Source organism: Enterobacter sp. 01-M-03-SI-ECC (assembly GCF_047530215.1).
In the GTDB taxonomy this organism is placed as follows: Bacteria; Pseudomonadota; Gammaproteobacteria; order Enterobacterales; family Enterobacteriaceae; genus Enterobacter; species Enterobacter chengduensis.
The window spans coordinates 23,924-36,116 of the sequence record NZ_JBLKDA010000023.1; the positions used below are offsets into that span (position 1 = coordinate 23,924).

The 12,193-nt window shown below is 56.4% G+C and carries 12 protein-coding genes; 9 read left to right on the plus strand and 3 right to left on the minus strand.

Annotation, left to right across the window (positions count from 1 at the left end; all coding sequences use genetic code 11):
- Positions 1-42 precede the first annotated feature (42 nt).
- The 3 genes from ACMWKK_RS18970 (at position 43) to yiiM (ending at position 2,837) form a co-directional block, all read left to right on the plus strand.
- The gene (locus ACMWKK_RS18970) at positions 43-1,308 is read left to right on the plus strand and encodes an MFS transporter (protein ID WP_112780333.1); all 1,266 of its coding nucleotides are present in this window, start codon (positions 43-45) and stop codon (positions 1,306-1,308) included.
- Positions 1,309-1,470: 162 nt separating this feature from the next.
- Positions 1,471-2,091 carry a superoxide dismutase [Mn] gene (gene sodA / locus ACMWKK_RS18975; RefSeq protein ID WP_004203668.1) on the plus strand — a complete coding sequence of 207 codons (621 nt, stop codon included), beginning with the start codon at positions 1,471-1,473 and terminating at the stop codon, positions 2,089-2,091.
- A 71-nt stretch (positions 2,092-2,162) separates the two neighbouring features.
- A complete protein-coding gene (yiiM, locus tag ACMWKK_RS18980; protein ID WP_045329508.1) occupies positions 2,163-2,837 on the plus strand; it encodes a 6-hydroxyaminopurine reductase in 675 nt (224 codons plus the stop codon).
- Between the two features lie 116 nt (positions 2,838-2,953).
- Here yiiM and cpxA read toward each other — a convergent pair whose 3' ends face one another.
- Entirely contained in the window at positions 2,954-4,327 is a 1,374-nt protein-coding gene (gene cpxA, locus ACMWKK_RS18985) for an envelope stress sensor histidine kinase CpxA (protein ID WP_045329509.1), read from the minus strand.
- Positions 4,324-5,022 carry an envelope stress response regulator transcription factor CpxR gene (gene cpxR / locus ACMWKK_RS18990; RefSeq protein ID WP_112780332.1) on the minus strand — a complete coding sequence of 233 codons (699 nt, stop codon included), beginning with the start codon at positions 5,020-5,022 and terminating at the stop codon, positions 4,324-4,326. The genes cpxA and cpxR overlap by 4 nt, the downstream gene beginning before the upstream one ends.
- 150 nt (positions 5,023-5,172) lie before the next feature.
- On the opposite strand from cpxR, the gene cpxP reads away from it, so the two are divergent.
- The 6 genes from cpxP (at position 5,173) to ACMWKK_RS19020 (ending at position 11,289) form a co-directional block, all read left to right on the plus strand.
- The gene (cpxP, locus tag ACMWKK_RS18995) at positions 5,173-5,679 is read left to right on the plus strand and encodes a cell-envelope stress modulator CpxP (RefSeq protein ID WP_045329510.1); all 507 of its coding nucleotides are present in this window, start codon (positions 5,173-5,175) and stop codon (positions 5,677-5,679) included.
- Positions 5,680-5,831: 152 nt separating this feature from the next.
- Positions 5,832-6,725 carry a CDF family cation-efflux transporter FieF gene (gene fieF, locus ACMWKK_RS19000; protein ID WP_112780331.1) on the plus strand — a complete coding sequence of 298 codons (894 nt, stop codon included), beginning with the start codon at positions 5,832-5,834 and terminating at the stop codon, positions 6,723-6,725.
- 174 nt (positions 6,726-6,899) lie between these two features.
- A complete protein-coding gene (gene pfkA / locus ACMWKK_RS19005; protein ID WP_045329512.1) occupies positions 6,900-7,862 on the plus strand; it encodes a 6-phosphofructokinase in 963 nt (320 codons plus the stop codon).
- 208 nt (positions 7,863-8,070) lie between these two features.
- Positions 8,071-9,060: a sulfate ABC transporter substrate-binding protein gene (locus ACMWKK_RS19010; RefSeq protein ID WP_045329513.1), complete on the plus strand. Its 990-nt coding sequence runs from the start codon at positions 8,071-8,073 to the stop codon at positions 9,058-9,060.
- Between the two features lie 107 nt (positions 9,061-9,167).
- Complete coding sequence (locus ACMWKK_RS19015; protein WP_112780341.1) at positions 9,168-9,911, plus strand: CDP-diacylglycerol diphosphatase; 744 nt, start codon at positions 9,168-9,170, stop codon at positions 9,909-9,911.
- Between the two features lie 73 nt (positions 9,912-9,984).
- A complete protein-coding gene (locus ACMWKK_RS19020; RefSeq protein WP_112780330.1) occupies positions 9,985-11,289 on the plus strand; it encodes an SLC13 family permease in 1,305 nt (434 codons plus the stop codon).
- Between the two features lie 88 nt (positions 11,290-11,377).
- On the opposite strand, the gene tpiA is transcribed toward ACMWKK_RS19020, so the two are convergent.
- Complete coding sequence (gene tpiA, locus ACMWKK_RS19025; RefSeq protein ID WP_003862019.1) at positions 11,378-12,145, minus strand: triose-phosphate isomerase; 768 nt, start codon at positions 12,143-12,145, stop codon at positions 11,378-11,380.
- Positions 12,146-12,193 lie beyond the last annotated feature (48 nt).

Here is a 12,193-nt window from a genome sequence, read left to right on the forward strand (position 1 = left end):
GTGATGGGCCGGGAAACTGGCCCTCCGTTGAGGATAAAAATAATGAACACAACAACCTGTACCCACAAAGACAACCCCAATTTCTGGATCTTCGGGCTGTTCTTCTTTCTCTACTTCTTCATCATGGCCACCTGCTTTCCGTTCCTGCCGATCTGGCTGTCGGACATCATCGGCCTGAATAAAACCCATACCGGGATTGTTTTCTCCTGCATCTCGCTGTCGGCAATCGCGTTCCAGCCGGTGCTGGGCGTGATTTCGGACAAGCTGGGGCTGAAAAAGCACCTGTTGTGGATTATCTCGGTGCTGCTGTTCCTGTTCGCACCGTTCTTTCTGTACGTCTTCGCGCCGCTGCTGAAGACCAGTATCTGGCTGGGGGCGCTGAGCGGCGGGTTATATATCGGCTTTGTCTTCTCGGCGGGATCGGGAGCAATCGAGGCCTACATTGAACGCGTGAGCCGCAACAGCTTCTTCGAATACGGCAAGGCGCGCATGTTTGGCTGTCTCGGCTGGGGCTTGTGCGCGTCGACGGGCGGCATCCTGTTCGGCATCGATCCGTCGTACGTTTTCTGGATGGGGTCGGCGGCCGCACTGCTGCTGATGCTGCTGCTGGTGGTCGCGAAGCCGAAGCCCAACCAGACGGCGCAGGTAATGAACGCCCTGGGGGCCAACCAGCCGCAGATCACGGCCAGAACCGTCTTTAACCTGTTCCGCCAGCGCAGAATGTGGATGTTCATTCTGTACGTGATTGGCGTCGCCTGCGTGTACGACGTTTTCGATCAGCAGTTTGCCACCTTCTTCAAAACGTTCTTCGCCACGCCGCAGGAAGGCACTCGCGCCTTTGGTTTCGCGACGACGGCGGGTGAAATCTGTAACGCTATCATCATGTTCTGCTCGCCGTGGATCATTAACCGCATCGGCGCGAAGAATACGCTGCTGATCGCCGGAGTGATTATGGCGACGCGCATAATCGGCTCGTCGTTTGCCACTACCGCCGTGGAGGTCATTGCCCTGAAGATGCTGCACGCGCTGGAGGTCCCGTTCCTGCTGGTGGGCGCCTTTAAGTACATCACCGGGGTGTTTGATACCCGTCTGTCGGCGACGATCTATTTGATTGGCTTCCAGTTCGCGAAACAGTCGGCGGCGATTTTCCTTTCTGCCTTTGCCGGGAATATGTATGACCGGATCGGCTTCCAGGAGACGTACCTGATGCTGGGCTGTTTCGTACTGGCAATTACGGCGGTGTCGGCGTTTACGCTGAGCAGCAGGCGTGAGATGGCGGCAGGCAATAAGGCGGTAGAAGTCCATTAACGTCCTGAACCTGTTCACCATTTTAGCGTTGGTCAGAAAATGAATAACCTTATAAAAACTACGGCATTGATAATCATTTTCAATATCATTTAATTAACTATAATGAACCAACTGCTTACGCGGCATTAACAGCTGTGCCGCCCGACAATAATGGAGAGGATTATGAGTTATACACTGCCATCCCTGCCGTATGCCTACGACGCACTGGAACCGCATTTCGACAAGCAGACGATGGAAATCCATCATACTAAACACCACCAGACCTACGTGAACAACGCGAACGCCGCGCTGGAAAGCCTGCCTGAGTTCGCTAACCTGTCTGCTGAAGAGCTGATCACCAAGCTGGACCAGCTGCCTGCGGATAAAAAAACCGTTCTGCGCAACAATGCGGGCGGTCACGCTAACCACAGCCTGTTCTGGAAAGGCCTGAAAACCGGTACCACCCTGCAGGGCGACCTGAAAGCGGCTATCGAGCGCGATTTCGGTTCCGTTGACAACTTCAAAGCGGAATTCGAAAAAGCCGCTGCTACCCGTTTCGGCTCCGGCTGGGCGTGGCTGGTTCTGAAAGGTGACAAGCTGGCGGTGGTGTCTACCGCTAACCAGGACTCCCCGCTGATGGGTGAAGCGATTTCTGGCGCATCCGGTTTCCCAATCCTGGGTCTGGACGTGTGGGAGCACGCTTACTACCTGAAATTCCAGAACCGTCGCCCGGACTACATCAAAGCCTTCTGGGACGTGGTGAACTGGGACGAAGCAGCAGCGCGTTTCGCCGCTAAAAAATAAGGTTGCATTGACGCCTGTGAGAAGCGAGTCTGATGACTCGCTTTTTTTGTATCTGCATAATGGAGGCAGCGATGCATTACCCGGTGAATGTATTTACAGGCAAGGTCAGGGAGTACGACGGCAGCCGCCCGAGCGCCATCGCCAAAATTCAGGTCGACGGCGAGCTGACGTTAACCGAGCTTGGGCTGGCGGGCGACGAGCAGGCCGAAAAGAAAATCCACGGCGGGCCGGAGCGCGCGCTGTGCCACTATCCGCGCGAGCACTATCAGCACTGGAAAGCGGAGTTCCCGGAGCAGGCGGATCTCTTCGTAGCCCCCGCGTTTGGTGAGAATCTCTCCACTGAAGGGCTCACCGAAAAGAACGTATTTATCGGTGATATCTACCGCTGGGGCGATGCCCTGATTCAGGTGACGCAGCCGCGCTCGCCGTGCTTCAAGCTCAACTTCCATTTCGGCATTCATGACATGTCGGCCCAGATGCAAAGCGCGGGCAAAACCGGCTGGCTGTATCGCGTGGTACAGGCAGGGCAGGTTTCAGCGGACGCGCCGCTCGAGCTGGCGTCACGCCTGAGCGAGGTATCTGTGTATGACGCCTGCGCCATCGCCTGGCATATGCCGTTTGATGACGAGCAGTATCACCGCCTGCTGTCGGCGGCCGGGCTCTCGACAAGCTGGACCAGAACGATGCAGAAGCGGCGTTTAAGCGGCAAGATCGAGGATAATTCGCGGAGATTGTGGGGAAAATAGTCTTCCGTGGACAGTAGGCCGGGTAAGGCGAAGCCGCCACCCGGCTTTTTTATTGGCATCTGAGCGTGAATTTGCCCGGTGGCGCTGCGCTTACCGGGCCTACAATCACTGGTGTGTTACGAACGCTTATACAGCGGCAGCCACAGCGTTAACCGCAACCCGCCCAGCGGGCTGTCGTCGGCTTTCACCCAGCCGCGGTGCTGCTGCATGGCGGTTTCAACAATCGCCAGACCCAGCCCCGTGCCGCCAGATTCCCGGTCGCGCGCCTCGTCGGTGCGGTAGAACGGACGGAAAATCTGCTCGCGGTCTTCCGGGCTGACGCCAGGGCCGTCGTCATCGACAATGACGGTGATCCCGTCTTTATCCACCGAGAACGCCACCTCAATCTTCGTGTGCGAGTAGCGCAGGGCGTTACGCACGATGTTCTCCAGCGCGCTTTCCAGCGCGTTAGGGTTTCCGTACAGCGGCCACGGGCCCGGCGGGAAGTTGACGGTAAAGGATTTACCCATCTGTTCCGCTTCGAACGCCGCGTTGTCCAGCACTTCATGCCACAGGTGATTGGCTTTCACCGTTTCGCTGACCAGCGCGTTTTTCTGCTGATTACGCGACATGACCAGCAGGTCGTTGATCATGCTGTCCAGCCGGTGAGCTTCCGTTTCAATGCGCTCCAGCTCTTTGCTCTCACCGCTGCGGCGGCGCAGCAGGGCGGTGCCGAGCTGCAAGCGCGTAAGCGGGGTACGCAGCTCGTGCGAGATATCCGACAGCAGACGCTGCTGTGCGGTCATCATGCGATCGAGAGCGCTGACCATCTGGTTAAAACTGGTCCCGGCGGCAAGAAACTCCTGCGGTCCGGCTTCCAGTTCAGGGTGCTGTCGCAGGTTACCCTGCGCCACCTCATCGGCAGCATTTTTCAGCTTACGGGCCGGTTTTGCCAGGCTCCACGCCAGCCATAACAGCAGCGGCGAGCTGACCAGCATGGTGACAATCAGCAGCAGGAGAGGGCGGTCAAACAGCAGGTTGATAAAATCGGACTGGGAACTGCTCGCCGGACGTATCAGGTAGAGCTGATAGTTATCCTCGCCGTCTCGGACGGAGAAAGGCCCCACCATCTCTACGCGGCCATATTTCTTCTTCTGGGGATGATCGGCGTTATCCGCCTGGCCAATGAAGTTACGGATAATCTGCATTTCATTGCGATCGGCCCCAATGACGCGGCCTTCGCTGGTCACCAGCAGCAGGCGTTGTCCGGGCGGCGCCCACTTGTCGATAGCGCGAAACAGCCTGCGCCACCACATCAAATCGTTTGGCGGATCGTTTGCCAGCTCGGCTTCCACGTGCTGCTCGATCATCACGCCCTGACGTTGCTCGCTGTCGAGAAGCTCCGTCATCTGGCGTGAGTCGAGTTTTGGCAACATCAGTACGAGCATTAAAACCAGTGCCAGCGTCAGCCAGAAGATGGCGAAGATGCGGGCGGTTAAGCTTCCTATCATGAAGCGGAAACCATCAGATAGCCGCGACCACGCAGGGTTTTAAACCATGGGTGACCGTCTTTACGCTCCGGCAGCTTACGGCGCAGGTTAGAGATGTGCATGTCGATGGCGCGGTCAAACGGGGTGAGGCGCTTGCCCAGCACTTCCTGGCTCAAATGTTCACGCGATACCACCTGGCCCAGATGCTGTGCCAGGAGATACAGCAGGGTGAACTCCGTGCCGGTCAGTTCCAGCGTCTGGCCATCAAAGCTCGCTTCCTGACGGCCCGGGTTCAGGCTCAGGGAGTCGACTTCAAGGGTAGGTGAGCTGTTGTCGCTATTTTGCTGCTGCTCGCTCCAGTGGGAACGACGCAGGATCGCGCGAATACGGGCCACCAGTTCACGGTCGTTAAACGGCTTCGGTAAATAGTCATCCGCGCCCAGCTCAAGGCCGAGTACGCGGTCGAGTTCGCTGCCGCGGGCGGTCAGCATGATAACGGGCGTCTGGTGTGTCTGGCGAAGCTCTTTCAACGTATCAATGCCGTTTTTCTTCGGCATCATCACGTCGAGCAAAAGTAAATCGATGCTGTCGTCAAGGAGACTCAGCGCCTGCTCGCCATCGTGGGCAACCAGGACGTTGAAACCTTCCATGTCGAGCAACTCCTTCAAAAGGGATGTGAGCTCTCGGTCATCATCAACTAACAGGATTTTATTCATTGTTTAAATACCTCCGAGGCAGAAATTACGACATCAAGGCTGTCTAATCCATGACTTTACGTTGTTTTACACCCCCTGACGCATGTTTGCAGCCTGAATCGTAGACTGTCTCTCGTTGAATCGCGACACGAAAGATTTTGGGAGCAAGTGATGCGCAAAGTTACCGCTGCCGTCATGGCCTCAACGCTGGCGTTCAGTGCGTTTAGCCAGGCTGCTGTAGCTATCAACGGCGATAACGGTCCCTCACCAGAGGGCGCAACGCAGCTCAGTAGCCAAAGCCATATGTTTGACGGCATAAGTTTAACCGAACATCAGCGTCAACAGATGCGAGATCTGATGCAGAGGGCACGACACGACCAGCCCCCTGTTAATGTTAGCGAAATGGAGACAATGCATCGCCTTGTCACCGCAGAAAATTTTGACGAAAGCGCTGTACGCGCTCAGGCCGAAAAAATGGCACAGGAGCAGGTTGCCCGCCAGGTCGAGATGGCGAAGGTCCGCAACCAGATGTTCCACCTGCTAACGCCGGAGCAGCAAGCGGTTTTGAACACCAGACATCAGCAGCGCATGGACCAGCTGCGTGAGGTTGCACGGATGCAGCGAAGCTCAGAAGCGACGTTTTTCAGTAGCAATAGCAGTACCCGTAGTAACCAGTAACCCTGTTTTCCTTGCCATAGACACCATCCCTGTCTTCCCCCACATGATGTGGGGTTTTTTTTTGCCTGCCATTCTGATTTGTTAACCGTTTATTCATCCTTCGACTCCTCATGCTTCCGTTATAATAGCGGCATGACATGACAGGAGCGTTTATGAATCAATCCTATGGAAGACTGGTAAGCCGGGCCGCAATGGCCGCGACGGTAATGGCGTCGTGTTTGCTGGTCATCAAGGTTTTCGCATGGTGGTATACCGGATCGGTGAGTATTCTGGCGGCGCTGGTGGACTCGCTGGTGGACATTGCCGCCTCGTTGACCAACCTGCTGGTCGTGCGTTACTCGCTGCAGCCGGCGGATGAAGAGCACACGTTTGGGCACGGTAAAGCGGAGTCGCTGGCCGCGCTGGCGCAAAGTATGTTCATTTCTGGTTCTGCGCTTTTCCTGTTTCTCACCGGTATTCAGCACCTCGTTTCGCCGACCCCGATGAACGATCCCGGCGTCGGCGTAATTGTGACGGTGGTGGCACTTATTTGCACACTTGTTCTGGTAACGTTCCAGCGCTGGGTTGTTCGCAAAACGCAAAGCCAGGCCGTACGGGCGGATATGCTTCATTATCAATCTGATGTTATGATGAATGGGGCTATTCTTATTGCGCTCGGTATGGCCTGGTATGGCTGGCATCGCGCCGATGCGTTGTTTGCGTTAGGGATTGGTATCTATATTTTATATAGCGCCCTGCGGATGGGGTATGAAGCGGTGCAATCACTGCTTGACCGCGCCCTCCCGGACTCAGAACGTAATGAAATTTTTTCTATTGTGACCGCCTGGCCCGGCGTCAGCGGTGCGCACGATCTTCGAACGCGGCAGTCAGGGCCGACCCGCTTTATTCAGATTCACATTGAAATGGAAGACAACCTGCCACTGGTACAGGCTCACGTGATTGCTGAGCAGGTCGAGCAGGCGATTTTGCAGCGTTTTCCTGGTTCTGACGTCATCATTCACCAGGATCCCTGCTCGGTTGTACCCGGACAGGTTGGACTTTCGTAATTGGTTGTAAAAAAGTGAGCCAGGCCAGCATTTTGTGTATAAATTACCGCCATTTGGCCTGACCTGAATCAATTCAGCCAGAAGGGATTGATATACTATTTGCAGTATTCGTTGGTCGATAAGTTTCTTCCGGCAACAGATTTCAATTTTGCATTCCTAAGTTCAGAGGTAGTCATGATTAAGAAAATCGGTGTGTTGACAAGCGGCGGTGATGCGCCGGGCATGAACGCGGCAATTCGCGGTGTTGTCCGCGCAGCGCTGACGGAAGGTCTGGAAGTTTTTGGTATCTATGATGGTTACCTGGGTCTGTATGAAGACCGTATGGTTCAGCTCGACCGTTACAGCGTGTCTGACATGATTAACCGTGGCGGTACCTTCCTTGGGTCTGCACGCTTCCCGGAATTCCGTGACGAACGCATCCGTGAAGTGGCTATCGAGAACATGAAGAAACGCGGTCTGGACGCCCTGGTAGTTATCGGCGGTGACGGCTCGTACATGGGTGCAAAACGTCTGACCGAAATGGGCTTCCCGTGCATCGGTCTGCCGGGCACTATCGACAACGACATTAAAGGCACTGACTACACCATCGGCTTCTTTACTGCACTGGGAACCGTTGTTGAAGCCATTGACCGCCTGCGTGACACCTCGTCTTCTCACCAGCGTATCTCTATCGTTGAAGTGATGGGCCGTTACTGCGGTGACCTGACGCTGGCGGCAGCGATTGCGGGCGGTTGCGAATTTATCGTGGTACCAGAAGTTGAATTTAGCCGTGAAGATCTGGTGGCCGAAATCAAAGCGGGCATCGCGAAAGGTAAAAAACACGCGATCGTGGCGATTACCGAGCACATCTGTGACGTTGACGAGCTGGCGAAGTACATTGAAGCCGAAACCAAACGCGAAACCCGCGCGACCGTACTGGGTCACATCCAGCGCGGCGGTTCCCCTGGTCCTTACGACCGTATCCTGGCGTCCCGCATGGGCGCGTACGCTATCGATCTGCTGCTGCAGGGCCACGGCGGCCGCTGCGTCGGTATTCAGAACGAAAAACTGGTTCACCATGACATCATCGACGCGATTGAAAACATGAAGCGTCCGTTCAAGGGTGACTGGCTGGACTGCGCGAAAAAACTGTACTGATCGGCTGTGTTGCCTGGTGGCGCTGCGCTTACCGGGCCTACAAAAGCACGATTCGTAGGCCGGGTAAGGCGTAGCCGCCACCCGGCTTTTTAATGCGCGCACGCTTTTTATTCCACTACGTTATAGCCAATCTTTTTTTATTCTTTAATCATCGATTCTGTTTCTGGCACGCTGCATTCATCAAAACACTACATAAGAGAGCTGGGCGATGAATAAATGGGGCGTGGGTTTTACATTATTGCTGGCATCGACCAGCGTTCTGGCTAAGGATATCCAGTTACTGAACGTGTCATACGACCCGACGCGTGAACTGTACGAGCAATACAACAAGGCGTTTGCGGCGCACTGGAAGCAGGAAACCGGCGATAACGTGGTGGTTCGCCAGTCTCACGGCGGCTCCGGTAAGCAGGCGACCTCCGTCATCAACGGTATTGAAGCCGACGTGGTGACCCTGGCGCTGGCCTACGATGTCGACGCCATCGCCGAGCGTGGCCGCATCGATAAAAACTGGATCAAACGCCTGCCGGATAACTCCGCGCCATACACCTCGACCATCGTCTTCCTGGTGCGTAAAGGGAACCCGAAACAGATTAAAGACTGGAACGACCTGGTCAAACCGGGCGTGTCTGTGATTACCCCTAACCCGAAAAGCTCCGGCGGCGCTCGCTGGAACTATCTGGGCGCGTGGGGCTATGCGCTGCACCACAACAACGGTGACCAGGCCAAAGCTCAGGAATTCGTGAAAGCCCTGTATAAGAACGTTGAAGTACTGGACTCCGGCGCGCGCGGTGCAACCAACACCTTCGTCGAGCGCGGCATTGGTGACGTGCTGATCGCCTGGGAAAACGAAGCCCTGCTGGCGACCCACGAGCTGGGTAAAGACAAATTCGAGATCGTGACCCCAAGCGAATCCATCCTCGCAGAGCCGACCGTTTCCGTGGTCGACAAAGTGGTAGAGAAGAAAGACACCAAAGCGGTAGCGGATGCTTACCTGAAGTATCTCTACTCGCCAGAAGGCCAGGAAATTGCGGCGAAAAACTTCTATCGTCCACGCGATGCGGCTGTCGCGAAGAAATACGAAGGGGAATTCCCGAAACTGAAGCTTTTCACCATTGATGATGTGTTCGGCGGCTGGACGAAAGCGCAGAAAGAGCACTTCTCTAATGGCGGCACCTTCGACCAGATTAGCCAGCGCTAATCCTTAGCCTGCGACACGATGACCCGGCGTGAGAAATCCGCCGGGTTTTTTATTTGGTCATCATTTTGCGTTACTCTTTTGCCTCTATTGAAAACAGGGAACGCGTTGTGAAAAAAATTATCGTATTGATCCTTATTGTCATCGCCCTTGCCGCGGGCGGCGTGTACTGGATGAAGGCGGGTAATCCGAATGCGTTGCGTCATATCGTTCTCGACCAGTGCGTGCCGAACCAGATCCAGAATCGTAACCCGGCGCCGTGTGCGCAGGTGAAAACGGATGCAGGGTATGTGGTATTTAAGGATCGCAACGGCCCGCTGCAATACCTGCTGATGCCAACATACCGCATCAACGGCACCGAGAGCCCGCTGCTGACCGAAGCGCACACGCCGAACTTTTTCTGGCTGGCCTGGCAGTCGCGCAGCTTTATGACCCTGAAGCGGGGATCCGAGGTGCCTGACAGCGCCATTTCGCTAACGATTAACTCGCCGACAGGGCGCACGCAGAACCATTTTCATATTCATATTTCCTGTCTGCGTCCGGACGTGCGCGAGAAGCTCAACGCGGCGCAGGGAGAAATCAGCACCCAGTGGCTGCCTCTTCCCGGAGGGCTGGAAGGGCATGAGTATCTTGCCCGTCGGGTGACGGAGAATGAACTGGTTCAGCGCAGCCCGTTTATGATGCTGACAGAAGAGCTGCCGGAAGCGCGCGACCATATGGGGCGCTTCGCGCTGGCGATGGCGCAGCAGTCGGATGGTTCGTTTGTATTGCTGGCGACCGAGCGTAACCTGCTCACCCTTAACCGCGCGTCGGCTGAGGAACTGCAGGATCATCAATGCGCTATCCTGAACTGACCCCACCATAAATAGCGTTTACTCGCCATGCCTGTCACCGTAGACTTGCTGAAAAATTCTACAGGAGACAGGTATGTCGCTCTGGTTAACGCATCCTCTACTGCTGCCCTCCCTGATTGTTGGCGTCACCATCGTGCTGTGGGCGACGTCGCTATTACCGGAATTCATCACCGCGCTGCTGTTCTTTACGGCGGCGATGACAGCCAGAATCGCCCCGCCGGAGGTGATTTTTGGCGGTTTTGCCTCGTCGGCCTTCTGGCTGGTCTTCAGCGGGTTCGTGCTCGGCGTGGCGATCCGCAAAACCGGCCTGGCGGACAGGGCCGCCCGGGCGCTGTCGGCAAAGCTGACCGACTCCTGGGTGTTAATGGTAGCGAGCGTGGTGCTGCTGAGCTACGCGCTGGCGTTTGTGATGCCGTCGAACATGGGACGTATTGCGCTGCTGATGCCGATTGTCGCGGCGATGGCGAAACGCGCCGGCATCGCCGACGGCTCCCGCGCCTGGTTTGGCCTGGCGCTGGCGGTGGGGTTCGGGACCTTCCAGCTTTCGGCGACGATTCTGCCCGCTAACGTCCCTAACCTGGTGATGAGCGGCGCGGCGGAAGGCTCGTACGGCATCCACCTCAACTATGTCCCGTATCTGCTGCTGCATACGCCGGTGCTGGGCATTCTGAAAGGCCTGATCCTGATTGGCCTCATCTGCTGGCTATTTCCCGGCAGCCCGAAGCCGCCGAAGGAACAGGCGCCGTCTGAGCCCATGGGGCGGGACGAGAAGCGCCTCGCCTGGCTGCTGGCGGTGGTGCTGGGCATGTGGGTGACGGAGAGCTGGCACGGCGTGGGGCCCGCGTGGACGGGGCTGGCGGCGTCGGTCATCGTTATGCTGCCGCGTATCGGTTTTATCACCGGGGAAGAGTTTTCCGCCGGGGTAAATATGCGTACCTGTATCTATGTGGCAGGCATTCTTGGGCTAGCGATCGTTGTGACGCAAACCGGCATCGGAACGGCGGTGGGCGAGGCGCTGCTGCGCATTATGCCGCTGGATGCAGAGAGACCCTTCACCAGTTTCCTGGCGCTGACCGGCATTACCACCGCGCTTAACTTCATTATGACCGCCAACGGCGTTCCGGCGCTGTACACCACCCTGGCGCAGAGTTTTTCGGATGCGACCGGCTTCCCGCTGCTGTCGGTGATCATGATTCAAGTGCTGGGCTATTCCACGCCGCTGCTGCCGTATCAGGCATCGCCGATTGTGGTGGCTATGGGCTTAGGAAAGGTGCCTGCAAAGGCGGGGATGGTGCTCTGTCTGGCGCTGGCGATTGCAACCTATCTGGTGCTGCTGCCGCTGGATTATCTGTGGTTTAGCGTGCTGGGACGGCTGTAAAAAAGCCCGGAAGCGCTGGCGCTTACCGGGCCTACAGAACCGCAGGGCGGGTTAGCGAAGCGCCACCCGCCACAAAACATAAGGGCAATTACGCCTGTTTAGCCGCTTCTGCCGCTTTAACGATCACCGCGAAAGCGTCCGCTTTCAGGGATGCACCGCCAACCAGCGCGCCATCGATGTCTGGCTGAGTAAACAGCTCCGCAGCGTTGGAAGCGTTAACGGAACCGCCGTACTGGATGATCACTTGCTCAGCGACTTTCGCGTCGGCTTTCGCAATGTGGTCACGGATGAATTTGTGAACCGCCTGAGCCTGCGCAGGAGTTGCAGATTTGCCGGTACCGATCGCCCAGACTGGCTCGTAAGCGATAACCGCGCCTTCGAACGCTGCCGCGCCCTGGGTTTTCAGCACCGCGTCGATCTGACGTGCGCACACTTCTTCAGTTTTGCCCGCTTCGTTTTCCGCTTCGGTTTCACCGATGCACAGAACCGGGATCAGACCCTGCTCTTTCAGCACGGCAAATTTCTTCGCGATGAACTCGTCGGATTCTTTGTGGTAGGTGCGACGCTCGGAGTGGCCGATGATGATGTATTTCGCGCCGATATCTTTCAGCATTTCAGCGGAAGTTTCACCGGTGAACGCGCCAGACAGGTTAACGTCAACGTTCTGCGCGCCCAGAATGATGTGGCTACCGTCAGCAGCACGTTTAGCCAGATCCAGATACATATCCGGCGGAGCGATAGCAACCGCGCAGCCCGTCACGCCAGCCAGCTCTTTACGCAGGTTCGCAACCAGTTCGTTTACCATGTGGCGGCTGCCGTTCAGTTTCCAGTTACCCATCACTAAAGGATGTCGCATTTCAATTCTCCACGCTCAATAAGCGAATTAAGGAATATGGCCACCCTG

Excerpts from the sequence above, each read along its gene's own strand:
- fieF (WP_112780331.1), top strand. The coding sequence starts at position 5,832 with ATGAATCAATCCTATGGAAGACTGGTAAGCCGGGCCGCAATGGCCGCG.
- yiiM (WP_045329508.1), top strand. The coding sequence starts at position 2,163 with ATGCATTACCCGGTGAATGTATTTACAGGCAAGGTCAGGGAGTACGAC.
- pfkA (WP_045329512.1), top strand. The coding sequence starts at position 6,900 with ATGATTAAGAAAATCGGTGTGTTGACAAGCGGCGGTGATGCGCCGGGC.
- cpxA (WP_045329509.1), bottom strand. The coding sequence starts at position 4,327 with ATGATAGGAAGCTTAACCGCCCGCATCTTCGCCATCTTCTGGCTGACG.
- tpiA (WP_003862019.1), bottom strand. The coding sequence starts at position 12,145 with ATGCGACATCCTTTAGTGATGGGTAACTGGAAACTGAACGGCAGCCGC.
- cpxR (WP_112780332.1), bottom strand. The coding sequence starts at position 5,022 with ATGAATAAAATCCTGTTAGTTGATGATGACCGAGAGCTCACATCCCTT.
- ACMWKK_RS19010 (WP_045329513.1), top strand. The coding sequence starts at position 8,071 with ATGAATAAATGGGGCGTGGGTTTTACATTATTGCTGGCATCGACCAGC.
- ACMWKK_RS19020 (WP_112780330.1), top strand. The coding sequence starts at position 9,985 with ATGTCGCTCTGGTTAACGCATCCTCTACTGCTGCCCTCCCTGATTGTT.
- sodA (WP_004203668.1), top strand. The coding sequence starts at position 1,471 with ATGAGTTATACACTGCCATCCCTGCCGTATGCCTACGACGCACTGGAA.
- cpxP (WP_045329510.1), top strand. The coding sequence starts at position 5,173 with ATGCGCAAAGTTACCGCTGCCGTCATGGCCTCAACGCTGGCGTTCAGT.
- ACMWKK_RS18970 (WP_112780333.1), top strand. The coding sequence starts at position 43 with ATGAACACAACAACCTGTACCCACAAAGACAACCCCAATTTCTGGATC.